This window comes from Bacillus sp. JNUCC-21, from assembly GCF_041222765.1.
Classification (GTDB): domain Bacteria; phylum Bacillota; class Bacilli; order Bacillales; family Bacillaceae; genus Bacillus; species Bacillus velezensis.
Genome location: NZ_CP166019.1, coordinates 3,652,756 through 3,676,696, shown reverse-complemented (window position 1 = coordinate 3,676,696; position 23,941 = coordinate 3,652,756). Strand labels below are relative to the sequence as shown.

Annotated in this window: 24 protein-coding genes; 22 read left to right on the top strand and 2 right to left on the bottom strand. The window is 45.9% G+C overall.

What is annotated here, in order from left to right; all coding sequences use genetic code 11:
• The first annotated feature begins 14 nt into the window (after positions 1-14).
• From JNUCC21_RS18665 to JNUCC21_RS18620, 10 genes are all read left to right on the top strand, one after another.
• Positions 15-1,505 carry an N-acetylmuramoyl-L-alanine amidase gene (locus tag JNUCC21_RS18665; RefSeq protein WP_015240695.1) on the top strand — a complete coding sequence of 497 codons (1,491 nt, stop codon included), beginning with the start codon at positions 15-17 and terminating at the stop codon, positions 1,503-1,505.
• A 239-nt stretch (positions 1,506-1,744) separates the two neighbouring features.
• Positions 1,745-2,404 carry an exopolysaccharide biosynthesis polyprenyl glycosylphosphotransferase gene (locus JNUCC21_RS18660; RefSeq protein ID WP_003151373.1) on the top strand — a complete coding sequence of 220 codons (660 nt, stop codon included), beginning with the start codon at positions 1,745-1,747 and terminating at the stop codon, positions 2,402-2,404.
• A gap of 36 nt (positions 2,405-2,440) precedes the next feature.
• Positions 2,441-3,889 (top strand): MOP flippase family protein, encoded by a 1,449-nt coding sequence (locus JNUCC21_RS18655; RefSeq protein WP_060562488.1) that lies wholly within the window; start codon positions 2,441-2,443, stop codon positions 3,887-3,889.
• Complete coding sequence (locus JNUCC21_RS18650) at positions 3,886-5,082, top strand: glycosyltransferase family 4 protein (RefSeq protein WP_369878396.1); 1,197 nt, start codon at positions 3,886-3,888, stop codon at positions 5,080-5,082. Before JNUCC21_RS18655 ends, JNUCC21_RS18650 begins: the two co-directional genes overlap by 4 nt.
• Positions 5,083-5,086: 4 nt before the next feature.
• Positions 5,087-6,427, top strand: a complete 1,341-nt coding sequence (locus tag JNUCC21_RS18645) for a UDP-glucose/GDP-mannose dehydrogenase family protein (protein WP_032867088.1) — start codon at positions 5,087-5,089, stop codon at positions 6,425-6,427.
• Between the two features lie 66 nt (positions 6,428-6,493).
• Positions 6,494-7,981 carry an O-antigen ligase gene (locus JNUCC21_RS18640; RefSeq protein WP_032869544.1) on the top strand — a complete coding sequence of 496 codons (1,488 nt, stop codon included), beginning with the start codon at positions 6,494-6,496 and terminating at the stop codon, positions 7,979-7,981.
• Complete coding sequence (locus JNUCC21_RS18635) at positions 7,978-8,658, top strand: TuaF (protein WP_007407488.1); 681 nt, start codon at positions 7,978-7,980, stop codon at positions 8,656-8,658. The genes JNUCC21_RS18640 and JNUCC21_RS18635 overlap by 4 nt, the downstream gene beginning before the upstream one ends.
• Positions 8,659-8,681: 23 nt before the next feature.
• A complete protein-coding gene (locus JNUCC21_RS18630) occupies positions 8,682-9,440 on the top strand; it encodes a glycosyltransferase family 2 protein (protein WP_369878395.1) in 759 nt (252 codons plus the stop codon).
• Positions 9,441-9,459: 19 nt separating this feature from the next.
• On the top strand, positions 9,460-10,656 hold the full coding sequence (locus JNUCC21_RS18625) for a glycosyltransferase (RefSeq protein ID WP_072589628.1): 1,197 nt from the start codon (positions 9,460-9,462) through the stop codon (positions 10,654-10,656).
• A gap of 132 nt (positions 10,657-10,788) precedes the next feature.
• Positions 10,789-11,865 (top strand): glycosyltransferase family 4 protein, encoded by a 1,077-nt coding sequence (locus JNUCC21_RS18620; RefSeq protein WP_003151382.1) that lies wholly within the window; start codon positions 10,789-10,791, stop codon positions 11,863-11,865.
• Between the two features lie 98 nt (positions 11,866-11,963).
• Here JNUCC21_RS18620 and JNUCC21_RS18615 read toward each other — a convergent pair whose 3' ends face one another.
• Entirely contained in the window at positions 11,964-13,184 is a 1,221-nt protein-coding gene (locus JNUCC21_RS18615) for an LCP family protein (protein ID WP_012118574.1), read from the bottom strand.
• 4 nt (positions 13,185-13,188) lie between these two features.
• Positions 13,189-13,836: a YigZ family protein gene (locus tag JNUCC21_RS18610; protein WP_007407485.1), complete on the bottom strand. Its 648-nt coding sequence runs from the start codon at positions 13,834-13,836 to the stop codon at positions 13,189-13,191.
• A gap of 222 nt (positions 13,837-14,058) precedes the next feature.
• On the opposite strand from JNUCC21_RS18610, the gene degS reads away from it, so the two are divergent.
• The 12 genes from degS (at position 14,059) to JNUCC21_RS18550 (ending at position 23,913) form a co-directional block, all read left to right on the top strand.
• Positions 14,059-15,222: a two-component sensor histidine kinase DegS gene (gene degS, locus JNUCC21_RS18605; protein WP_007407484.1), complete on the top strand. Its 1,164-nt coding sequence runs from the start codon at positions 14,059-14,061 to the stop codon at positions 15,220-15,222.
• A gap of 76 nt (positions 15,223-15,298) precedes the next feature.
• The gene (degU, locus tag JNUCC21_RS18600) at positions 15,299-15,988 is read left to right on the top strand and encodes a two-component system response regulator DegU (RefSeq protein ID WP_369878394.1); all 690 of its coding nucleotides are present in this window, start codon (positions 15,299-15,301) and stop codon (positions 15,986-15,988) included.
• Positions 15,989-16,085: 97 nt separating this feature from the next.
• On the top strand, positions 16,086-16,934 hold the full coding sequence (locus tag JNUCC21_RS18595) for a DegV family protein (protein ID WP_003151387.1): 849 nt from the start codon (positions 16,086-16,088) through the stop codon (positions 16,932-16,934).
• A gap of 108 nt (positions 16,935-17,042) precedes the next feature.
• Positions 17,043-18,428, top strand: coding sequence for a DEAD/DEAH box helicase (locus JNUCC21_RS18590; protein WP_150941463.1), 1,386 nt, complete (start codon positions 17,043-17,045; stop codon positions 18,426-18,428).
• A 57-nt stretch (positions 18,429-18,485) separates the two neighbouring features.
• Entirely contained in the window at positions 18,486-18,770 is a 285-nt protein-coding gene (locus JNUCC21_RS18585) for a late competence development ComFB family protein (protein WP_007407481.1), read from the top strand.
• A 5-nt stretch (positions 18,771-18,775) separates the two neighbouring features.
• Positions 18,776-19,465, top strand: a complete 690-nt coding sequence (locus JNUCC21_RS18580; RefSeq protein WP_199022660.1) for a phosphoribosyltransferase family protein — start codon at positions 18,776-18,778, stop codon at positions 19,463-19,465.
• Positions 19,466-19,538: 73 nt separating this feature from the next.
• Entirely contained in the window at positions 19,539-19,958 is a 420-nt protein-coding gene (locus JNUCC21_RS18575; protein WP_012118571.1) for a TIGR03826 family flagellar region protein, read from the top strand.
• A gap of 69 nt (positions 19,959-20,027) precedes the next feature.
• Positions 20,028-20,294 (top strand): flagellar biosynthesis anti-sigma factor FlgM, encoded by a 267-nt coding sequence (gene flgM / locus JNUCC21_RS18570; protein ID WP_003151393.1) that lies wholly within the window; start codon positions 20,028-20,030, stop codon positions 20,292-20,294.
• 14 nt (positions 20,295-20,308) lie between these two features.
• A complete protein-coding gene (locus JNUCC21_RS18565) occupies positions 20,309-20,791 on the top strand; it encodes a flagellar protein FlgN (RefSeq protein WP_003151394.1) in 483 nt (160 codons plus the stop codon).
• 15 nt (positions 20,792-20,806) lie between these two features.
• Positions 20,807-22,324 carry a flagellar hook-associated protein FlgK gene (gene flgK, locus JNUCC21_RS18560; protein WP_025285351.1) on the top strand — a complete coding sequence of 506 codons (1,518 nt, stop codon included), beginning with the start codon at positions 20,807-20,809 and terminating at the stop codon, positions 22,322-22,324.
• Positions 22,325-22,335: 11 nt separating this feature from the next.
• Complete coding sequence (gene flgL / locus JNUCC21_RS18555) at positions 22,336-23,253, top strand: flagellar hook-associated protein FlgL (protein ID WP_007407477.1); 918 nt, start codon at positions 22,336-22,338, stop codon at positions 23,251-23,253.
• 90 nt (positions 23,254-23,343) lie between these two features.
• Positions 23,344-23,913, top strand: coding sequence for a DUF6470 family protein (locus JNUCC21_RS18550; RefSeq protein WP_072589626.1), 570 nt, complete (start codon positions 23,344-23,346; stop codon positions 23,911-23,913).
• Positions 23,914-23,941: the final 28 nt, after the last annotated feature.

Genomic DNA, 23,941 nt, shown 5'->3' with positions numbered 1-23,941 from the left:
CAGGAGGAAGGCAATTGCGTTCTTATCTTAAAGTCCTGATCATTTCTATGCTGGGACTCATCTTATTTATCCCGTCAGCCTTAGCTGACAACGCGGTTAAAAGAGTAGGGGGAAGCAACAGGTACGGTACGGCTGCTGCGCTTTCCAAGCAGGTGTATTCAACAGCGAGTACAGCTGTTGTCGTCGGCGGAGGTTCGTATGCAGATGCTATATCTGCTGCCCCGATGGCATATCAGAAAAATGCGCCGCTGCTTTACACAAACAAAGATAATTTGTCATCAGAGACGAAAACCCGTCTGAAAGAATTAAAAACAAAAACGGTCATTATTGTCGGCGGAACGCCTGCTGTGTCAGCAAATACAGCAAATCAAATCAAAGCGCTCGGCATCAGTGTTAAGAGAATTTCAGGAAGCAACCGATATGATACGGCAGCTAAAGTAGCAAAGGAAATGCCTGCCGCTTCAAAAGCCGTTATTGCAAACGGATTTTTATATGCTGACGCAATAGCTGCAATTCCATATGCCGCAATGAACGGATATCCAATTTTGTTTACGAATCAAACAGATATCAACAGTGCGACAGCAGGAGCTATAAAAAGCAAGGGGATCAAAAGCTCTATTGTAGCAGGGGGAACCGGGAGCATAAATGCCTCTGTCTTTAATAAACTTCCTTCTCCAAAAAGAATCAGCGGAAGCAATCGATACGAACTTGCGGCCAATCTAGTTCAGCAATTAAATCTTCCGACAGGCAATGTATTCGTCAGCAATGGTTTCGGGTATGCAGACTCCATAGCGGGTGCTGCTCTTGCTGCAAAGAAAAAACAATCTATCATTCTGACAAACGGCAGCAATCTTTCAAAAGAAACAAGAGTCATCATCGGGAGAAAAAAATTAAGCAGCTTTACCATTATCGGGAATACCCCGGCTGTCAGCTCAAATGTTGCAAACCAGCTGAAAAATCCGGCAGCAGGAAAAACAATTTTAATTGATCCGGGTCATGGAGGAAAAGATTCCGGTTCTATAGGTAACGGCATTTTAGAAAAAGACGTCAATCTTGATATCGCTAAAAGGCTGAATACAAAATTAAATGCTTCAGGTGCTCTGCCGGTCATGACGAGGTCTAATGATACATTTTATTCCTTGCAGGAAAGGGTAAATAAAGGTGCAACCGCAGGAGCGGATTTATTCATCAGCGTTCACGGCAATGCAAATGATGCAACTTCTGCAAACGGAACTGAGACCTACTATGATGAGACATATCAAGCCGCTGCAAGCAAACGCCTGGCAGGACAAATTCAGCCTAGGGTTGTTAATGCATTAAAAACAAGAGACAGAGAGGTTAAAACAGCTCCGTTCTATGTCATTAAGTATTCCAAAATGCCTAGTGTATTAGTAGAGACGGCTTTTATTACGAATCCGTCTGATGCAAGTAAATTAAAGCAAGCATCCTATAAGGAAAAGGCAGCTGCAGCCATCAATGATGGAATCGTGTCTTATTATAAGTAAAACTTTTATATATTTGTGTACGAGCCTGCTGGTCAAAATTGACCGGCAGGCTTTTTCATTGTGATCCTTTTCAATTATAGTAACCGCCGTTTATGGATATGAATAGATTTACAATAAAAAAACAATAATCGAAACATTCTAATAAACATTAACGCTTCCTTTACTTCCAATTAACATCCATCTGCTAAACTCACGGCATAGGTCATCAAACATCCCAACAAATCGTGAGGTGTGTGTCAGTGGGAGCAGAGAAAAGCATGAATGTAAATAATAACTATGCAGTGCGGCAGGGGACTTCCGCTGCCGTTACGGAAAGAACGGCCCGTTATTTGGCTTTTAAGCGATTCATGGACATTGTGTTTGCGCTTGCGGGGCTTTTGGCGGCGCTCCCGGTGATGGGCCTGTTCTCCATACTGATTCGTTTGGAGTCGCCCGGCCCGGCTTTTTATAAGCAGGAGCGGGTAGGCAAAGACGGGAAGCCGTTTTATTTGTATAAGCTCCGCTCTATGAAAATAGATGCTGAAAAATCGGGGGCGGTCTGGGCGCTGAAAAAGGATCCCCGCGTGACAAAGGTCGGCGCTTTTATCAGAAGGACCCGTATTGATGAGCTGCCGCAGCTGGTAAATGTGCTTCGGGGAGAAATGAGCCTGATCGGCCCGCGTCCCGAGCGTCCCGTGTTTACGGAACAGTTTCAGGCTGAGATTCCGGGGTTTACGGAGCGGCTGGCCGTTAAGCCGGGATTAAGCGGCTGGGCGCAGGTCAACGGGGGATATGACATGACACCGAGGGAAAAACTGATGTTTGACTTATATTATATCCGCAACCTGACCTTTTCATTGGAACTGAAGATTATGCTCAAAACGTGCAAAGTGATCTGGACCGGTGACGGGGCGCGATAAAAATTCTGGTCAGCAGACAAAAAAGTAGGGAAAACGATGCCTAGTATTACAAATCAAATCTTGAGCGGCGCCAAATGGACAAGTATTTCGACAGCGTGTATTACGGTCATTCAAATCGTCCAATTCGCCCTGCTCGGGCGGGTCATGTCACTGGCTGAATTCGGCCTTGTCGGCATGATCACAACGGTAGTGGTGTTTGCCCAAATTGCGCTTGATATGGGTTTTGGCGCCGCGCTCATTCAAAAAGATCATGTGACTGATAAACAGATGTCTTCCTTGTACTGGCTGAATATCATAACGGGGCTTGCGCTGTTTGCGCTGCTGTTTTTCAGCAGTCCGCTCATCGCCGATTTTTATCGGCGGGAGGAGCTTTTCTATTTAATCCGCGTGCTGGCCGTCATGTTTTTAATCGCGCCGATCGGTCAGCAATACCAGTATATGCTGCAAAAAGCGCTGGCATTTAACACGTTAAGCAAGATTGAAATCTTTTCAAATGTGCTGTCCTTCGTGTATTTGGCGGCCGCGGTTTTTTATACGGACCCGATTCTCGCCTATGTGATTTCCCAGGTGCTCCTGCAATCGTCAAAAGGTATTCTGTACTGGATGGCCTGCAGAAAAACATGGAGACCGGCGTTGGTTTTTGATCTGAAAGGAATGAAAGGCTTCTTTTCTTTCGGGGCCTTTCAGCTGTCTTCCCGGCTTGTGAACCGGCTCGGAGCGAATATTGATATGATTCTGATCGGCAGTTTTATCGGCGCTGAGGCGCTCGGCATTTACAATCTGGCTTACCAGATTGTCACGCTTCCGGTATTAAAAATTAATCCGATCATTACGAGAGTCGCGTTTCCCGTCTTTGCGAAAAACAAGCATGAAAACAGCGTTATCAGAGAAGGATTTCTCAATATGACCAAAATACTCGCGCTGATATCCTTTCCGCTTTTGCTCGGTTTGGTTTCAGTGTCGGATGCATTCGTGGCTTCGGTATTCGGAGAAAAATGGCTGGCGGCTGTCCCGGTTTTAAACGTTCTCGCCATCGTCGGGATATTAAGGGTTCTGATGAATCCGAACGGATCTGTGCTGCTCGCAAAAGGGCGGGCCGATCTGGCGTTTTATTGGGACGCCGGGGTGATGCTGCTGTATGGTGCATCTTTGTACGCCGCCGTGCTGTCCGGAAATCTCTTGACGGTAGCCTGGACGTACGCTTTCATCAGCATCCTGAATTTCCTGATCGGGCGCTGGCTGTTGGCATATGTCATTAAGCTGCGGCTGTCGGCTTACTTCAAAGCCGTGGCCAAACCGTTTCTGCTTACGGCGGCAATGGGTGTCATCGCTTTTACAGCCAGCTTCGGCACGGAGCGGATCAGCCTTGATGTCAAGCTGCGGCTGGCGATCTCCGTAGCCTGCGGCGCGTTGTGTTATTTATTCCTGTTAGGAAAAGCTTATCCGCATATGAAAAGTAAATTAAGAAAAGGACGTTTGCTATGAAGGTATTGTGGATGACAAGTGTCTATCCGAGCAGTGAGAAGCCGGGAGAAGGCGTTTTTCATGAGACGCAGGCCCAAGAACTGAGAAAGCTTGGCGCGGAGATGACCGTCATTTGTCCGCGGCCGAAACTCCCCGCGCCATTCCGGGTGCTGAAAAAGACGTATCGGCAAAAGGATATCAGGCCGGCGCATGAATGGCGGAAAGGCGTGTCCGTCCACCGGCCGTTTTATCAGGCGGTTCCCGGGCAGCTGAAATGGGCGCAGCCGCATAAAAGAATGGCGGCATCGGTTCTTTCCATAATTAAAAATCATGGCCTGAAGCCAGACCTGATTCACGCGCATTTCGCCATGCCGTCAGGCGGAGCGGCCGCCATTGTGTCAAAGGTTTTAGGCATTCCGTATGTGCTGACCTTGCATGGCAGTGATGTCAATGTCTATCCGCATTACAGCAAAAGCGCTCATCGCGCATTTACATTTGCGGTGCGGGAAGCAGCCGATATTTACGCTGTGAGCGGCAGTCTGCGGGAACAAATGAAAAAGCTCACCGAAGCGGAGTGCAGCGTGCTTCCGATCGGCATCACGCTTGACGCCTTCCGAAAAAGGAACGAGACGAAAGAAGCCGTCAGAAAACGGCTCGGCCTTCCTTCGGATAAAAAACTGATTGTGTTCATCGGCAGGCTTGTCAAGGAGAAAGGCGTTTTCGACTTATCAAAAGCCGTTCAATCATTGGATGAAAGATATGAAGCCGTCTTTGTCGGTGACGGTCCCGCCGCATCTTCATTGCGTGAAGCCGCTCATATCGTCACGGGGCAAGTGCCGAACGACAAGGTACAGGACTATCTGCTGGCTTCGGATGTAATGGCGCTGCCGTCCTACAGCGAAGGCATGCCGACTGTGGTCATTGAGGCGCTCGCTCTGAAGGTGCCGGTGATCTGCACCGATGTCGGAGGATTGGCTTCTTTATTCGGGAAACACCGGGGGTTGCTGATCAAGCCGGGTTCACCTGAGACGCTGGCAAAATCGATTCTGCAATATGACGAAGGAGAGGCTTGGACGCCGCAAACAGCCGAGGAACTTTATCAAACCGTCCGCACGTATTTTGACGCAAGCCAAAACGCGAAAGCGCTGAAAGAGAAATACCGATCCGTAATGAACCGGGCCGGGCAAGAGGAGAACCTTTCGAAAGAGGGATGAAGCTGTGAAAAAAATCGCTGTATTAGGAACAGGGTATGTAGGTCTTGTATCTGGAACTTGTTTTGCGGAAATCGGCCATCATGTGACTTGCTGTGACATCAATGAAGCGAAAATCAGAAGCTTGCAAAACGGAGTCATCCCGATATATGAACCGGGGCTTGAGGAATTAGCCGAAAAAAATGTCAGTGCCGGGCGCTTATCCTTTACGGCCGGCATTGAGCCGGCTGTGAAAGCCGCTGATATCATCTATATCGCCGTCGGTACGCCGATGTCAAAGACGGGTGAAGCCGATCTGACCTACATTAAGGCAGCGGCGCAAACAATCGGAGAACAGCTGAACGGATACAAAATCATTGTCACCAAAAGCACTGTTCCGGTCGGGACGGGAAAGCTCGTTTACCAAATCGTCAGCGAAGCGTCAAAGGGAAAATATCCGTTTGATGTCGCGTCAAATCCTGAATTCCTCCGCGAAGGTTCGGCGGTGCGGGATACGATGCAGATGGAGCGGGCGGTCATCGGCGCCACAAGCGAACATGCCGCTTCGGTCATTGAAGAGCTTCATAAGCCGTTCCGTACGAAGATCGTAAAGACCAATCTTGAAAGCGCGGAAATGATTAAGTATGCCGCAAATGCTTTTTTAGCCGCGAAAATATCTTTTATTAACGATATCGCCAATATTTGCGAACGTGTCGGGGCGGACATTTCCCACGTGTCAGAAGGCGTCGGTCTTGACAGCCGGATCGGGAATAAATTTCTCCAGGCGGGCATCGGATTCGGCGGATCCTGCTTTCCGAAGGATACAACGGCTTTATTGCATATCGCAAACGCCGCCGGCTATCCGTTTCAAATGATGGAAGCCGTCATTGAAACCAATCAGAAGCAGCGGGTCCGTATTACGGAAAAATTGAACCGCGCCATCGGTCCCTTAAAAGGGAAAACCGCGGCCGTACTGGGGCTGGCCTTTAAACCGCACACAAATGACGTCCGCTCCGCCCCGGCTCTTGATATCATCACAAGTCTTAAAGAGCAGGGCGCTCACGTGAAAGCGTATGATCCGATCGCGATTCCCGAAGCGTCAGCGATATTAGGAGACGGCGGCATTGAATATCACACAGAGCTGTACAGTGCCATCAAAAACGCGGACGCATGCCTGATTACAACAGATTGGCCGGAAGTCAAGGAGATGGATCTTCAGAGAGTGAAGCAGCTGCTCAAACAGCCGGTCATCATTGACGGCAGAAATATGTTTCCGTTGGAGTATATGAGGGTTTCAGGATTCACTTATCATTCCGTCGGACGTCCGGCGGTTCATGCCGATCGGCAAATAAAAGAACTGGCAAGATAGAAAAAGATTGTCTTCAGGCTCTCGGCAGCCCGGCTCGGCTGCCGGTTTTGGAAAGGGGTTTGCCATGTGAGTATCAAACGTTCAGCGGCACATGTTCTTGTGCTGCTTGCCGCTCTCATTACAGGAGGATTCATCATGCTGGAGGCGGTCAGGGCGGATGCCGGCTTCGGAAAAATCACCGTGCTGCTGTTTGCCGCCATGATCGGCTTTGCCGGACTTGCTTTGCTATCCGCCTTTACAACAAACGGTCAGATGTTTATGGGGCTCATTTATATACTGATCGCGTGTACATTTTTAAACCAGGCCTTCTTTGCGGTCCATCTCGGATTTTTCAGCTTATTTATATACCGGCTGTTATTAATCGGAGCGGGCGCCCTTCACGTCGCCGGCATCCTGACAAACCGCCATCATATTGACAGATGGAATCGGGTGAATGTAAAAGGGGTTCTGATGTTTTTCGCCTTATGGTTTACATACGGTCTCCTATCGTTATTGTGGGCAAAATCCGTGACGTACGGGATTAAATATTTAGCTTTAATGGGAATGGGCATGTTTTTGATTTATCTTATTGTCATGTTCATTCAGCGCTTTGATCAGCTGATGGTTTTTTACGGCATATGGCTTGTGATGACCATTTTTGTGATGGCGATCGGCTTTTACAACCATTTTACACACCACCATCTGCCGAGCTCCACGCTTTATAACGGCCCGCAGTACAAACAGCATTATCCGACGTCCGTTTTCTTTAATCAAAATGATTTCGCAACGTTTTTGTGCATCAGTTTCTTTCTGTATGCGGCGGCGGTGAAAAATATGAAAAACGGCTATGTGAAGGCCGTCAGCCTGCTCTTTGCGATCTGCGCTTTGTATTTAATCATTTTGACCGGTTCGCGCGCGAGTCTGCTGGGCATATGCGCGGGGGCGGCTGTATACGTCTTCATCCTGCTGCCTTCCCTGTTGAAAAAACTCGCGCTGTACGCAGCGGGAGCGGGTGCGGCGCTGTTTGCGGTTTTATTTGCGGGCCGTATCACCAATGCCGTCTTGAATCTGTTTTCAGCTCCGCAGGCGATGCCGGGACAGCAACCGCTTCCTTCCAACCTTGCGAGGGCGAATCTTTTAAAAAACGCCTTTCACTATGTGATTGATTCCTGGGGGTTCGGAGTGGGTGCCGGAAACGTCTCTTACTATTTAAAAGCGGAGCCCGTTTATGATACGGGCGGCGTAGTTGAGGTGCACAACTGGCTCGTCGAGATTATGGCGAACTTCGGCGTTCTTACGATGCTCGGTTACCTGACAGTCTATTTGTTCCTTTTTTGGACACTTTATAAATGTCATGAAAGAAAATCGGAAAATCAGTCAAGACTGATCACAGAAGGACTTATCACGGCGATGGCCGGTTTTTTGGTAAGCAGCATCAGCCCAAGCTCCGTATCAAATTTATTTTTCCACTGGGTATTTCTCTCGCTTGTGATCGCGGCGGTCAATATATTGAGGCGTTTACAAAAGGAGCCTGCCGTCACGGCGTACTATGAAAAACAGGGAGATGCGAGATGAAGGATATGTTGACAAGAATAACCCGGCGTATCAAAAAGAATATCATTTGGATCATTGCGCTGCCCGTTGTGTTAGGGGCAGCGGGATATGTATTGCCGTCAAAAATCAGCGGGGGCAGCAGTTTTACATCAGAAGCCGCGATCGCCGCGGGAAATTATGATCATCCGCTTTATAACAATACAAAAGAAATCCCGCTCCTTTTGACGAGCGATGCCTTTTTAAAGCAGGCTTTGCCTGATAAAACAGACGAAGAAAGAGCGGCCGTGAAAAGTAAACTGACTGTCGAAACACAATCAGATTCATTGATCACGGTCAGCTACAGCGGCCAAAACAAGCAGGAGACCGAATCGGTGTTTCAAGCCGTCATAAAAACTTTTCTGAAGAATGATCAGGACCTGTTTGAAAAACGGGCAAAAGTAGTGCGGCAGAGTATTGCTGCGCTTGAAGGAGAAACCGTCAGCGCGGACGCCAAAGTGGATAAGGAACGATTTTTATACGAATTGAAAAATACGCAGCTGAACCTGAAAGCGGCCGGCATCATCAATTCAGAGCCGATGAATGAAACGGCGGGACAAGGCATGCCGCCGAAAAAGAAAGCGGTTCTGGGCGTTTTAATCGGCATTGCAGTTGCATTTATGTTCATTGTCATTCCTGAGTTTTTTAGAGAGTCCTTGTAAAAATCTGCGATGGAGATGTGACCATGACAAACTGGAAACCTTTCGTATCTGTCATTACACCGTCTTATAATGCAAGTGAATATATCGAAGACACGATTCAGTCCGTTTTACATCAAAGCCACCCGCATTGGGAAATGATTATCGCGGATGATTGTTCAACGGACGGAACGAGAGATATTTTACGGCAATATGAACAAAAGGATGAGCGGATCCGCGTCGTTTATTTAGAGAAAAACGGGGGATCCGCGGCTGCCAGAAATACAGCCCTTAAACATGCCAAGGGCCGTTATGTCGCATTTCTGGACAGCGATGACAGATGGAAAAAGGAAAAGCTTCAAAAACAGCTTGCGTTTATGGCAGAGCGGTCCTGCGCTTTTTCATTTACGGGCTACAGCGTCATGGAGCAGGACGGAACGCCGACGGACAAAACGATTCAAGCCCCTGAAAGCCTGTCATATGATGAAGCTTTAAAAAACACGATTATCGGATGTTTAACGGTCATGATTGACAGAGAGCAGACGGGGCAGATTCAAATGCCTGATATCAGAACGCGGCAGGATTTAGCGACATGGCTTTCCCTGCTGAAAAGGGGATTTACGGCTTACGGCCTGAATGAGTGCCTTTCAGAATACAGGCTTGTGCAGAATTCGATTTCAAGCAACAAGTGGAAAGCCGCAAAAAAAACGTGGTTTGTTTATAGAGAAATTGAGCGCCTGCATTTTATCAAGGCTTCGTGGTGTTTTATGCAATATGCAAAAAACGCAGTCTTGAAAAGGCTGTAGGCGTCAGAGGAGCTGGGTGATGAAGGTGGAACCGATTATTCACGTAATCGTCGGAGCGGCGGAATGGGGGCATGACCGGCTGAGATACAGACGGCACCGGCTGGCTGAATTTCTCGCCCGGCAAAAAGAAACGAAAAGCGTCATTTGGGTATGCCCGTCTCCGCGAGCCAATGATGGTCAGATGGCCGGGATCGCCGAGGGAATCCGGCAGTTCACTGTAAAGGATCTCATGCGGCAAAAAGCTTTCCGCTTCGGCAGGTATACAGACATGTGCTACAGGCATAAGCTTTCACCATTGGTGAACATGCTGAAGGAAGAAGGAGAAGGGGCCCGCTGCTGCTTATGGTACACCTTCCCCGGTTTTCCGCTGCTGGCAGATCTGTTTCCTTGGGATGAAGTGATTTACGATTGCAGTGATCTGTGGGCCGCTCCGATCAGCGGCCGATCCGGGGTGCTGTCAAATGTTAGAAGAAACATCATTAAACAGGCGGAAATGAGAATCATTCAGCGTGCCGATTCCATTACGTGTACATCTGACTGTCTGCACCAGGAGGTCGGAAAAAAGCTGGAGAACCCGCACCAGAAAGTGTTCACCATTGAAAACGGAGTGGAATATGACCTGTTTTCACGGGAAAATAAACAGCCGGATGAAGACATTTTACGGGGACGGAACGGAACGGTTCTCGGTTTTATCGGCGGAATCAAACCGAAGCTCGATTTTGCGCTTATGGCGGAAACGGCAGATGTGAGGCCTGACTGGACGATTTTATTGGTAGGCCCGAACACGGCTCAGGACGATCCGGATTTCAAGTCGCTTCTGGAGCGTCCGAATGTCATCTGGACGGGGCCTGCCGCGCCGAATGAAGTGCCGTCCTATATGCAGCTTGTCGACATCGGCATCATGCCGTATAAAAATTCACCTTATAATGACGCGGTATTTCCGCTTAAGCTTTTTGAATTTTTAGCCGCCGGGAAACCGGTTGTCGGCTGCAACCTTTCTTCTACGTCAAAAATCAAAAGGCCTTTCGTCTATGAATACGTTGAAGGCAGTGACCCCGCAGATTTCATTGCGGCCTGCGACGCGCTTCTGGCAGCGGAACGCAGCGGATCATACGAGGCTTTGCGCCGTGAATTGGCCCGGAGACGGGATTGGAATGTTTTATTCGGCCGAATGCTTGAATGCACGGGTATATTGAAAAATGCGCAATCCCATTAAAAGGGAAAGCGCATTTTTTCATTTGCGTGTTTCTTTTTGATGATGCTTGTTATAATAACTAGTAAGAATTATAATGGAAGGAACGGTTCAATATCAGAAAAGACTTCATATAATTCCAAAGGAGACTTCTTTATGCTTGACGAACGCATGTTTCGCATTGTTGTTGCGTTTTTTGTCTCTCTGCTAACGGTTTTAATCCTAACTCCTATCGTAAAAAAAATTGCGATCAAAATAGGTGCAGTTGACCAGCCCAGCAACCGAAAAGTACATGATAAAATAATGCCCCGTATGGGCGGCCTGGCCATCTTTATCGGCGTAGCGGCGGGTGTGCTCGCGGCCGGCATATATAATGAAACAAAAATGACCGCCATTACAGTGGGTGCGTTTATTATTGTTATTTTAGGAATCCTCGATGATAAATACCAATTAAGCGCAAAGGTAAAGTTTTTCGTCCAGCTGGCCGTGGCCATTATGATTGTGAGCACGGGACTAAAAATGGACTTTTTCTCCGTACCGTTTTTAACGGAACGTTTAGAATTGGGATGGGTCGCTTACCCGCTGACTGTGTTATGGATCGTCGGTATTACGAACGCGATGAACCTGATTGACGGTTTGGACGGACTCGCTGCCGGCCTGTCGGTCATCGGACTCTCCACTATCGCCGTTATGGCGTTGTCCGGAGGGAAAATCCTTATTCTGTCACTTTCACTTGTCGTGATAGGAAGCACACTCGGATTTTTATTTTATAATTTTCACCCGGCAAAGATATTTATGGGAGATACCGGATCGCTATTTCTCGGATACGTCATCTCAGTACTCTCATTATTAGGTCTTTATAAAAGTGTTACTTTATTCAGTATCATCATTCCGATCATCATTTTGGGCGTGCCGATTTTTGATACGACATTCGCCGTCATCAGGCGGATTTTAAACAAACAGCCGATCTCAGCGCCTGATAAGTCACATATACACCACCGGCTGATGGCCTTCGGGCTGTCACACCGCACGGCTGTCATTATCATTTATTTAATCGGCTTTATTTTCAGCGTCAGTGCCATCCTGCTGAAAAGCGCGACCATATGGCTTTCGCTGTTTATTATTTTTGTATTGATTGTATTTATGCAAATCATAGCAGAGGTCACAGGGTTAGTAAATGAACAATTTAAACCATTTACCAAGTTTTACAAGAGATTGGTAAAGAAAAATTAAAAAGAGCAGATCATGCGAATGGTCTGCTTTTTTGTGGATTCTGCTATTCTCTTATTATATAAAAAAACCCGATCCTGCTCAAAGGATCGGGTTTACTCTTAATAGCCTGTTGTGCCGCCGGACTGTGTGCTGTCCGTACCGTTTGCACCGGCAGTACCGTTGGTTGAATCAGTGGTACCGCTTGTTCCTGCGCTGCCGGAAGTCGAATCAGCCGTACCGCCTGTTCCTGTGCTGTCAGAAGTCGAATCAGTCGTACTGTCCGTTCCGGTGCTGTCAGAAGCAGGATCGGACGCCGTGCTGCTTCCGGACGGGTAATCCAGGTGTTTCTGCAATTCCTGCCGTACTTTTTCGAGATTGGTCGGATCGGGCTGGAAATAATACGTTCCGCCCGTAGACGCGGTTCCGCCGCCGCCTAAATATAAATCTGATCCTGTTATGGTCAGTGTATCAATCTTTTTGCTGGTAAAGCCGTTGTAAATCTGCTGAAGGGCGAGTCCTTCAGTGATTCGAATATTCGTTTGGACATTATTGCTTGCTGTTTCAGCGATTTTATCGATTTTAGCAATATTTCCAGCCTTAGACATTTGGTCGATCAGTGCATTTAGGATTTGCTTTTGGCGGTCATTACGGCCGAAGTCTCCGCGTTTATCCTGCTTTCTCATGCGTGCGTAAGCCAGAGCCTGCTCACCGTTCAAATGCATGTTTCCTTTCTTGAAGTAGATCCGTTTCTTTTTACTGACGTCACTCATCTCGTCGAAGTCAAAAGGTACTTTTACATTGACTCCGCCGACTTCATCAATAACATCCTTAAAGCCGTTAAAATCGACAGTGACATACTTATCAATCGGTATGCCTAATAAGTCTTCGACGGTTGAGACGGTTTCATCCGCCCCGCCTTTAGCAAAAGCCGCATTGATTTTTGATTTTTTACCGGTTGTATCGCCGGCAAGCGTCACCCGCGTATCACGCGGAATACTCAGCATTTTCATTGTTTTATTTCTCGGATCAAGGGTAACGACAATAAGAGAGTCTGATCGTCCGCCTTTTCCGCTTGTGGCATAATTTTCGATCCCCATAAACAAAATGGAGAACGGTTTTTTCTTCATATCGATGACTTTATCCCGAAGTTTTGATTTGTCTCCGCGGGAAAGGGCATCATATGCATTATCTGCCGCATTGATCGTTTTGTATACTTTGTATCCGCCAAACCCGGCAGCGACTAACAAAACGAGGGTAAGCAGCAGCAAAATCCGTTTGAATATGATCTTTCGTTTGCTTTTCTTTTTCTTTCGAACACGCACTCTTACACGTTCAGCCATTACATTAGTCTCCTTTAGGGCTGACGTCTGTTTCTAAATACGTCAGTTCTCCCTCTGTATTCTTACTCTTGCCGTTCGTCAGCTCTGTCATCCATTTGATAAACGCTTCTTTGTCTTTTTCTTCAACGTACGTTTCAAATTCGACATGATCCGCATAATGGATATCTTTCAGTAAAAAAACTGATTCTCTCAGTTCGTTCTCTATCTTGCCGAGCCACGTATAATCCGCTGATGTATGCATAATCCGCATCAGCTTCCGCTCCGTAACTCCTATATGATTTAAGCCTTCAGACACTGACTTCCCATATGCACGAATCAATCCGCCTGCACCGAGCTTTATTCCGCCGAAATACCGGGTAACCACCGCGCAGGTATCTTTCAGACCGCGTTTTTTCAGCACTTCCAGCATGGGGACGCCGGCTGTGCCGCTTGGTTCTCCGTCATCATTCGCCTTTTGTATATGGTCGGTTTCGCCGATCAGATAAGCTGAGCAGTTATGAGTCGCATTCCAGTGCTGTTTTTTTATCTTTTGTATAAATTCCTGCGCTTCCTCTTCAGAAGCAGCACGGCTCAGGTGACAGATAAAACGCGATTTTTCAATCACAATCTCATGTTCACCCGTTTCTTTAACTGTTAAATAGCTGTGCAGCATGATTGCTGGACCCTCCTGACAAGCATTAAAAGACTTGTTTCTACAAATTCGAACAGACTTTAGAATTTTTGCGCATATTTTGGTATCATGAAAGAGTAAGATACTATATAAAAATGTTTTTTTCTAGAATATACGCATTCTTTCATTATAATTCGACATAAATTGCAGTTCAATTACATTTATAATAAAAATACATAACAACACCGTTACGGAGGGAGACAGATGAATAAATCGAAGATGGACTCCAAAGTTTTGGATTCTATACTTATGAAAATGCTGAAAACCGTGGACGGGAGTAAGGACGAGGTTTTTCAAATCGGAGAGCAGTCGCGCCAGCAATATGAGCAGCTGGTTGAAGAACTCAAACAGATCAAACAGCAGGTCTACGAAGTCATTGAGCTGGGCGACAAACTTGAAGTTCATACGCGGCACGCACGAAACCGCTTGTCTGAAGTAAGCAGAAATTTCCATAAGTTCAGCGAAGAAGAAATTCGCAACGCCTATGAAAAGGCGCACAAACTTCAAGTGGAACTGACGATGATCCAACAGCGTGAAAAGCAGCTGCGGGAGCGCAGAGATGATTTAGAACGCCGGCTTTTGGGGCTTCAGGAAATCATTGAACGGTCAGAATCATTGGTCAGCCAAATAACCGTCGTTCTGAATTACCTGAATCAAGACCTTCGCCAAGTAGGGCTTCTTCTTGCCGATGCGCAGGCTAAACAAGATTTCGGTTTAAGAATCATTGAAGCCCAAGAGGAAGAAAGAAAAAGAGTTTCCAGAGAAATTCATGACGGTCCCGCGCAAATGCTGGCAAATGTCATGATGAGATCGGAATTAATTGAACGGATCTTCCGCGACCGCGGCACGGAGGACGGATTTCAGGAAATCAGAAATCTGCGGCAGAATGTGCGGAATGCCCTTTACGAAGTCAGGAGGATTATATATGATTTAAGACCGATGGCATTGGACGATCTCGGGCTGATTCCGACACTGAGAAAATATCTTTATACAACTGAAGAATACAACGGAAAGGTGAAAATACATTTTCAGTGTATCGGAGACACGGAGAACCAAAGGCTTGCCCCGCAATTTGAAGTGGCGCTTTTCCGTCTCGCTCAGGAAGCCGTCACAAATGCACTCAAGCATTCAGAATCAGAGGAAATTACAGTAAAAGTGGAAGTAACCGCTGATTTTGTCGTTCTCATCATTAAGGACAACGGAAAAGGCTTTGATATTAAGGATGCTAAACAAAAGAAAAACAAGTCATTCGGCTTGCTGGGAATGAAAGAAAGAGTAGATCTGCTTGAAGGAACGATAACGATAGACTCTAAAATAGGTCTTGGGACATTTATCATGATTAAGGTTCCGTTATCTCTCGGCCTATAATTTGTTAAATAGAGCCAAAAGACATATTGACCGAACAGCGGCGTATATAGAACAATAGGATAAGGAGGCGTAGCGTGTGACTAAAGTAAATATTGTTATTATCGACGACCATCAACTATTCCGTGAGGGTGTAAAAAGAATATTGGATTTTGAACCTACCTTTGAAGTGGTAGCAGAAGGTGACGATGGAGATGAGGCGGCTCGAATCGTCGAGCATTATCATCCCGATGTTGTCATAATGGACATCAATATGCCGAATGTAAATGGAGTAGAGGCTACTAAACAGCTTGTTGAGCTGTACCCTGAATCTAAGGTGATTATCCTCTCCATCCATGATGATGAAAACTATGTGACTCATGCTTTAAAAACAGGTGCAAGAGGCTATCTCCTGAAAGAGATGGACGCAGATACTTTAATCGAAGCAGTGAAAGTGGTAGCCGAGGGCGGTTCTTACCTTCACCCGAAAGTAACCCACAATCTTGTCAACGAATTCCGCCGTCTTGCGACAAGCGGAGTTTCTGCTCATCCTCAGCATGAGGTTTACCCGGAAATCCGGAGACCATTACATATATTAACGAGACGGGAATGTGAAGTGCTGCAAATGCTTGCAGACGGAGAAAGCAACCGCGGAATCGGTGAATCATTGTTTATCAGTGAGAAAACAGTGAAAAACCACGTGAGTAATATTTTGCAGAAAATGAACGTTAATGACCGGACACAAGCCGTTGTCGTGGCCATTAAAAACGGCTGGGTAGAGATGCGTTAGTCATGTGTGAGAAGACTTGCCTGTTATGGCAAGTCTTTTTTTACAGCTGCATATCTATTAAAATACTTATTAAGTACTTAATAAGGCAGGTAAAGTGATGAAGATTGCAGTTGTAACAGACAGTACAGCATATATTCCGAAAGAGATGAGAGAAGAACATCATATTCATATGATTCCTCTCCAAGTGGTTTTCGGTGAAAAAACATTCCGCGAAGAAACAGAACTCGACTGGAGAAGTTTTTATAAAGAAGTAAAAAATCATGATGAGCTGCCGACTACGTCTCAGCCTTCTTTCGGTGAATTAATCGCATTGTACGAAGAACTGGGCAAAACATATGATGCAGTCATAAGCATACATTTGTCCAGCGGAATCAGCGGAACATATAACAGCGCCGCCTCGGCAAACACTATGGTTGATCATATTAAAGTTTATCCCTTTGATTCAGAGATCAGCTGTTTGGCACAAGGTTTTTATGCATTAAAGGCAGCACAGCTCATTAAAGACGGTGTTGACTCACCGGAAGAGATTATAAAAGAGCTGGAAGAAATGAAAAAAACAGTCCGTGCGTATTTTATGGTGGACGATTTATCACACCTTCAGCGGGGCGGGCGTCTAAGCAGTGCTCAGGCTTTTATCGGCGGTCTGTTAAAGGTAAAGCCTATTCTTCATTTTGACAATAAGGTAATTGTTCCTTTTGAGAAGATTCGGACACGCAAAAAAGCGATTTCGAGAATTTTTGAGCTGTTTGGGGAGGATGCAAGTAAAGGAATCCCGATGCGGGCCGCTGTCATCCATGCAAACAGGGAAGAAGAAGCGGCGGATATTATACAGGAGTTAAGCGGTAAATATCCTCATGTCGAATTCTATAACAGCTATTTCGGTGCCGTGATCGGAACCCATTTGGGCGAAGGCGCCATCGGAATCGGCTGGTGCTTTAAAAACTAAGTGAAAATCTCCGTTTTCAAGGGCGGAGATTTTTTTATTTTTTAATTTTCGCAATTCGACAAGTGGGTTCCCGACAAGGCATACTTTGAGCAGAAAGGAGGCAGGGAGATGTCCGAAGGTGCTTCAGAATTTTCAGAGGTGCGGGATTTCTTTTACGGCCGGCATTTATTGAGATCTGAGATACCGTTTTCAGATCAGCGCATCAAGCGTTTTACAGAAAAAGAATATATAACGGACGAGCCGTCAATCATCCGCCGGAAAAACCGTTACGTCTGCCAACGATGCGGTCAGTCTGATCAAGCCAGCTTTGCGGCATTTTGGGCGCCCTCTGCCAAAAGGAAGATTACCTATTGCCGTGCCTGTGTCATGATGGGAAGGGCTGATGAACTGACATCATTATATTCTTGGAATCAAGCCCATGAAAACAGCTGGGAGCCTGTAAAGCTTTCTTGGGAAGGAACACTGACAGACGGACAGAAGCGGGCGGCCGCCGCGCTTACAGATGCGATAAAAGAGAGACAAGAGCTGTTAGTATGGGCGGTTTGCGGATCGGGGAAAACAGAGATGCTGTTTCCGGGTATCGAGTTTGCGCTGAATCACGGTTTGCGCGTCTGTGTCGCGACTCCGCGTACAGATGTCGTACTTGAACTGCTGCCGAGACTGAAAAAAGCATTTGAGAAAGTCGAAGTTTCTGCTTTGTACGGCGGCAGCGAGGACAAAGGCCGTCTGACTCCGTTAATGATTTCAACCGCTCACCAGCTGATGCGCTACCGAGACATTTTTGATGTCATGATAATAGATGAAGTAGATGCGTTTCCTTTTTCAGCCGATGAGACATTAAGATTCGCTGTTGATAAAGCGAGGAAGAAAAACAGCGCCCTTGTTTATGTAACGGCAACTCCTTCAGACACATTAAAAAAGAAGGCTGAAGCCGGTTTACTGAAAAGCGTCCGCATACCGGCCAGATATCATCGGAAACCCCTCCCGGAGCCGCGTTTTTTGTGGTGCGGCAATTGGAAGAAGAAGCTTCAGAAAGGAAAACTGCCGCGCTCTGTAACCGATTGGGTCCGCCAAAAACTTCAATCACAGCTGCCGGTTTTCTTATTCGTTCCGTCTGTACATGTATTGAAAAAGACAACGGATTATTTTCAGAAATTAAATGTAAGGGCAGAAGGCGTTCATGCGGAAGACACATTCAGAAAGGATAAAGTGAAACGGTTCAGAGACGGCCGGCTTGACCTGCTGGTAACGACTACGATTTTAGAAAGAGGGGTTACCGTGCCCAAAGTTCAGACATGTGTCCTCGGCGCAGAAGCACCTATCTTTACTGAGAGCGCGCTCGTACAGATCGCGGGCAGAACGGGAAGGCATTATAAACATTTCAGCGGTGATGTCGTCATGTTTCATTTCGGAATTACAAACGGAATGAAAAAAGCAAAAAAACATATAGAACATATGAACAAATTGGCACAAAAAAGTAAATTGTTGGACTAGTTAATTTCAGAAAACGTGATACAGTATACTCATACTTTCCTATGAGGAGCTGTCAGCATGCTTGTCAATTCAAAAGAAATCGTATTAAAGGAACTTCTCGACCGCCATATGTCTCAGCTTCATATGAAATGCACATGCCGGGTATGCAAAAATGATGTACTGGCACTTTCATTAAACCGGGCTGAGCCGGCATATGTTACAGATAAAAAGAAAGTTGCTTATGCAAAAGCAGAGATAGTTGATAAACAGAAAAATACGGCGCTGCTTGTCATTCTGGCTGAATCAGCGGCGATTGTTTCGGTTAATCCAAGCGAGTTCTGTGAAACTCGGGAAGGAGCGTAATATCTCTGAATTGTTTATTGTGTGACTCACCAATTTCAAGTTCATTGACTTGGAGATCTCTGTTTTCTCTGGCGCCCGAGCAAGAGGTATGCAGCATATGCAGCAGCCAATTCGAAAAAATTGAAGGCCCCGTATGCAGTATATGCGGGAGGCCTCAGGAGTCAAATGAAAAATGCGCTGATTGTGCGGCCCGGGAATCAAAAACGGAAAAGCGCTTTTTGCTGCGGCGAAACCGTTCGGTATATTTGTATAATGATGCGATGAAGGACTCATTGGCCCGTTTTAAATTCAGGGGTGATGCGAAAATCATTCAAGCATTTGAACGTGACTTTGCTGCCGGCTTTAAAGCGGCATATCCATCAAATACACATACTCTCATCCCTATTCCGCTGAGCGGCGAACGGCTGGCGGAACGCGGATTCAATCAATCCGAGCTGCTGGCCTCTCTGCTCGGAATGCCCGTCATTTCCCCCCTCATCCGACTGAACAACGAAAAACAATCCAAAAAGAGCAAAACAGACAGGCTGTCTGCAGAAAAAAAGTTTTCAGCAGCCGAAAACTCCGCCGAAGGTATGAACGTCATTTTAATAGATGATATTTATACGACGGGCGCCACACTTCACCAAGCCGCCGAAGTCCTGCTGACAGCGGGCAAAGCGTCATCGGTCTCCTCTTTTACTTTAATCAGGAGCTAAATCATTCTTTTTTTCTGCCGATATAATTGATAGAAATATAAGGCAGATTAAAGAAGGAATAGGAGTTAATACGATGGGTGAATTGGCGAATTGTCCAAAATGCAATGCTTTATTTTTTAAAACGAACCTGCAGACCGTGTGCCAGGCATGTATTAAAGAAGAAGAAAAAGCATTTGAAACCGTCTATAAATTTTTGAGAAAGCAGATCAACAGACAGTCGACGATGCAGCAGATCACTGAGGAAACAGGTGTGGATGAAGAGCTGATCCTCAAGTTTATCAAACAAAAAAGGATTCAGATCAGCCAGCTTCCGAATTTGGCATATCCTTGCGAAAGGTGCGGAAATCCAATCAGGACGGGGAAATTTTGCAAGTCCTGTCAGACAGATATTGAGTCGCAATTAGACCATATGAACCAAAAAACAGCCGCTGAATTCGAAGAGAAAAACAGTACAAAAGACACATACTATGCCTATAATACCAAAAACACCTGATTCCCTAAACTAACTGATAACGCAGTCGATAAAAGAATTAGACTGCGAACAGAAAGCGAGAGGAATCCTATGAAAATCAATCAGTACGGAACACAATCCGTTAATCCATACCAAAAAAATTACGAAAAGCAAGCCGTACAAAAAGAGGCTGCAAAGCCGAAGGACAAAGTGGAAATTTCTTCTCATGCAAAAGAGCTTCAAAATGCGTCAGATGCGGTCACTAAAACACGTCAGGAAAAAATCGCTCAGCTTAAAGCGGATATAGAGAGCGGAACATATAAAATAGATTCAAACAGCATCGCTGAAAACATAGTAAATTTCTATAAAAAGCAATAAAAAGGAGAAAGCCAATGTCAGCAAAGCCAATTATTGATCAACTGAAGCGACTTTGCGCACTGCATGAACATCTGCTCACGCTGTCTGAGGAGAAAACGGAAGCGCTGAAAGCAGGTAAAACAAAAGAGCTCTCCAACATATTGACCAAAGAGCAAAAGTATATTCAGGCAATCGGGCAGACTGAGGAAGAACGAATCAGGTTAACTTCTCAGTTTCTCAGCCGCGGTGAGGACAATACAATTGCTGCATGCATCTCCAGAACTTCGGGCAGTGAAAAACAGGAGCTTGAAGGGTTATTTCACTCTTTGTCTGCGCTTCTTGACCGTCTGAAAGAAGTGAATGAGATGAACAAACAGCTCACGATTCAGGCTTTACAATTCATCTCCGGGGCATTCGATATGATCATGCCGGGTGAAAAAGAGAATATGAATTATAAAGAGCCGCAAGCGGCGCGCAAGCCTGTCAGCCGTTTGACATTATTCGATTCAAAAGCTTAGAACGGAGGATTTTCAATGCCATCGACTTTTATGGGGCTGGAAACAGCAAGGCGTGCATTGAGTGCGCAGCAGACTGCATTGAGCACAGTTTCAAATAACGTTGCAAATGCAAATACAGAAGGATATACGAGGCAGCGCGTCACATTACAATCGACAAGCCCTTATCCCGCAGTATCAAAAAACAGTGATCTGACGGCCGGCCAAATCGGAACAGGAGTAAAAGCCGGTTCAGTTGAGCGCGTCAGAGACAGTTTTTTAGACTATCAGTACAGAACTGAAAATACAAAATTAGGGTACTATACAGCCCGTTCCAATTCATTGTCACAAATGGAAGGCGTCATGAAAGAGCTTGACGATAACGGATTAAACGGATCGCTCAGTTCGTTTTGGAATGCCCTTCAGGATCTGGCGACGAATCCGGAAAATACGGGAGCGCGCTCAGTTTTGCAGGAGCAGGGGAAATCTCTTGCCGAAAGTTTTAACTATATATCTACCTCTTTGACTAACATTCAGGGTGATATTAAAAAGAACCTGGATAACACAGCGGATCAGGTCAATTCCATTCTCAATCAGCTGAATGACCTTAACAATCAAATAGCGGCAGTTGAGCCGAGCGGTATGCTCCCTAATGATTTGTATGACCAAAGAGACAGATTGATTGATCAATTATCTTCTATGGCAAATATAAAAGTTTCATATAATAAGTCGGGCGGACATGCCTTGGCGACTGCTGAGGGCACGGTTAACGTCGAATTGCTGAACGGGAACAACAATTCTCTCGGTACGCTGCTCGACGGTAAAACAAAAACAGTTTCAGAAATGAAAATCAACTACGACAAGGACAGCGGCCTCGTGTCGAGTGTGTCAGTGGGCAGCAGTACGGTGAATGCGGATGCATTTACCGGAAAAGGCTCACTTTTAGGTCTTATTGAATCATACGGCTATATGTCAAACGGAGAAGAAAAAGGTCTTTATCCTGAAATGCTGACGGCTCTTGACAATATGGCGCTGTCCTTTGCTGACGCGTTTAATGCAGTTCATGAAAAAGGGAAGACCTATACAGGCGAACAGGGTGCAGCATTTTTTGATTTCAGCGGTGGTGAAGCGGTGCCGGCAAAAGGTGCGGCAGCGAAAATAAAAGTCAGTGACAAAATCCTTGCGTCTACTGATAATATCGCAGCGTCGTTAAACGGAGAAAAAAGTGACGGCACAAACGCGACAAATCTTGCAGCCGTACAGAACAGCAAGCTGACTATTAACGGTGAAACCACTACAATTAATGACTTTTATGAATCCCTTATCGGAAAGCTGGGCGTTAATTCACAAAAAGCGGCCAATCTTATGAACAACTCTGAAAGCAACACTCTTTCAGCCGATGAACGGAGACAATCAGTCAGTGCAGTGTCTTTAGATGAAGAAATGACAAATATGATTCAGTTTCAGCACGCTTATAATGCGGCTGCGCGGATTATAACGATGCAGGATGAAATATTCGATAAAATTATTAACGGTATGGGCACCGGAGGAAGATAGGAGATAAGTAAATGAGAGTAACTCAAGGGATGATCGCAAAAAATTCTCTTCGATTTATCGGCTCAAGTTATGACAAGCTCGATCGGCTTCAGCAGCAAGTGTCTACGGGGAAAAAAATCACGAAAGCTTCTGATGATCCGGTCGTTGCAATGAAGGGAATGCAGTACCGTACTCAGCTTGCGCAGGTAAACCAGTATCAGCGGAATGTTTCGCAAGGCTTTACATGGCTGGAAAACTCGGAATCAAGCGTAAACTCGGAAACGGATATTATGGGGAAAATCCGGGACTTGATGGTTCAGGCGAAAAGTGATTCGAACGGTGAAACAGAATTGAAAGCAATCGGTACAGAAATCGGCCAGCTGAAAAAGCAGCTCGTTTCTGTCGCGAATACTCAGGTAAACGGACGTTATCTGTTTAACGGAACAAATTCAGACGTCCCGCCGATCACTGAAAATGCCGACGGCACATATACGTACAACTATGAGAATTATACAGGTGCTTCGGATGTTAACATCAACATCTCGAACGGAGCAGTGTTGAAAGTGAATTCTGATCCAAACTCAGCTTTCGGAGGCGTCGCACAAAATGGAGATAATGTTTTTGAATTTCTTAACTCCTTAGAAGCCTCTTTAAGCAAAGGCACGCTGTCCGAAGCAGATTCAGATCAAATTCTGTCAGATATTGACGGTTTTACTGATAAAATGAATGCTGAAAAATCCAATATCGGCGCACGCACAAACCGGTTGGAACTCATTCAGACAAGATTGGAATCACAAGCGGCAACCGCTGAAAAAGTATTGTCCGATAATGAAGATGTAGAAATGGAAGATGTAATTGTTGATTATTTATCTCAACAGACGGTTCATAGAGCAGCGCTGTCAGTGAATGCGAATATCATTCAGCCGTCACTGATTGACTTTCTGAAATAATATAACTGACCGTCTTCAGTATATAAAAAAGCGACTCACACCAGGGAGATCGCTTTTTTTACTAAAATATTATAAATAGGAGGGGTCTCTGTGCAGATGCCGAGATTGATTATTGACAGTGTGCCTGCTAAAATCGGTATAACCTTTCAAAAGGAAGAAATCGAGATGGAACAGCTGCCCGCTGACCTGGAAATCGAGCAGCCGCCGGCAGAGCTGAACATTGAAAGCACGCCGGCCAAACTGACGATTGACCAGACGAGGGCGTGGGAGAACTTGAATCTCAAATCATTTGAAAAGCTGAACGCTGAAGCCGCCCAGAAAGGTGCGGAAGCCTGCAGCGAGTTTATCGCAAAAACAGTCAGGGAAGGGAAGGAAATGGCGGCTATCGAAAAGAAAACGGGCAATGTGATGGCCCGGCAGGCAGCAGATGTCAGACCGCCCGATCCATTCGGCGAATTCAGCGACTTTCTGCCTGCGCAGTTTCTCGTCGACATTGACTGCATTCCTTCAAAGCTTACGATTGATATTGAAGCCCGCAAACCTTCAATTGAAGCAGCCGTCAATAAACCTGTATGGAATTATACGCCGGGGAAAGTTCAGATTGATATGATGCAAGACCCTAAGGTGACGATTTCGGTTGACGATGGCAACGCAGAATAAAAGATGAAAGTGGTAAAGGATTGTGAAG

Bases quoted from the DNA above. Each gene is read 5' to 3' on its own strand.
- JNUCC21_RS18655 (WP_060562488.1), top strand. From the start codon at position 2,441: ATGCCTAGTATTACAAATCAAATCTTGAGCGGCGCCAAATGGACAAGT.
- JNUCC21_RS18650 (WP_369878396.1), top strand. From the start codon at position 3,886: ATGAAGGTATTGTGGATGACAAGTGTCTATCCGAGCAGTGAGAAGCCG.
- JNUCC21_RS18635 (WP_007407488.1), top strand. From the start codon at position 7,978: ATGAAGGATATGTTGACAAGAATAACCCGGCGTATCAAAAAGAATATC.
- JNUCC21_RS18630 (WP_369878395.1), top strand. From the start codon at position 8,682: ATGACAAACTGGAAACCTTTCGTATCTGTCATTACACCGTCTTATAAT.
- JNUCC21_RS18625 (WP_072589628.1), top strand. From the start codon at position 9,460: ATGAAGGTGGAACCGATTATTCACGTAATCGTCGGAGCGGCGGAATGG.
- JNUCC21_RS18620 (WP_003151382.1), top strand. From the start codon at position 10,789: ATGCTTGACGAACGCATGTTTCGCATTGTTGTTGCGTTTTTTGTCTCT.
- JNUCC21_RS18615 (WP_012118574.1), bottom strand. From the start codon at position 13,184: ATGGCTGAACGTGTAAGAGTGCGTGTTCGAAAGAAAAAGAAAAGCAAA.
- JNUCC21_RS18610 (WP_007407485.1), bottom strand. From the start codon at position 13,836: ATGCTGCACAGCTATTTAACAGTTAAAGAAACGGGTGAACATGAGATT.
- degS (WP_007407484.1), top strand. From the start codon at position 14,059: ATGAATAAATCGAAGATGGACTCCAAAGTTTTGGATTCTATACTTATG.
- JNUCC21_RS18595 (WP_003151387.1), top strand. From the start codon at position 16,086: ATGAAGATTGCAGTTGTAACAGACAGTACAGCATATATTCCGAAAGAG.
- JNUCC21_RS18590 (WP_150941463.1), top strand. From the start codon at position 17,043: ATGTCCGAAGGTGCTTCAGAATTTTCAGAGGTGCGGGATTTCTTTTAC.
- JNUCC21_RS18585 (WP_007407481.1), top strand. From the start codon at position 18,486: ATGCTTGTCAATTCAAAAGAAATCGTATTAAAGGAACTTCTCGACCGC.
- JNUCC21_RS18575 (WP_012118571.1), top strand. From the start codon at position 19,539: ATGGGTGAATTGGCGAATTGTCCAAAATGCAATGCTTTATTTTTTAAA.
- flgM (WP_003151393.1), top strand. From the start codon at position 20,028: ATGAAAATCAATCAGTACGGAACACAATCCGTTAATCCATACCAAAAA.
- JNUCC21_RS18565 (WP_003151394.1), top strand. From the start codon at position 20,309: ATGTCAGCAAAGCCAATTATTGATCAACTGAAGCGACTTTGCGCACTG.
- flgK (WP_025285351.1), top strand. From the start codon at position 20,807: ATGCCATCGACTTTTATGGGGCTGGAAACAGCAAGGCGTGCATTGAGT.
- flgL (WP_007407477.1), top strand. From the start codon at position 22,336: ATGAGAGTAACTCAAGGGATGATCGCAAAAAATTCTCTTCGATTTATC.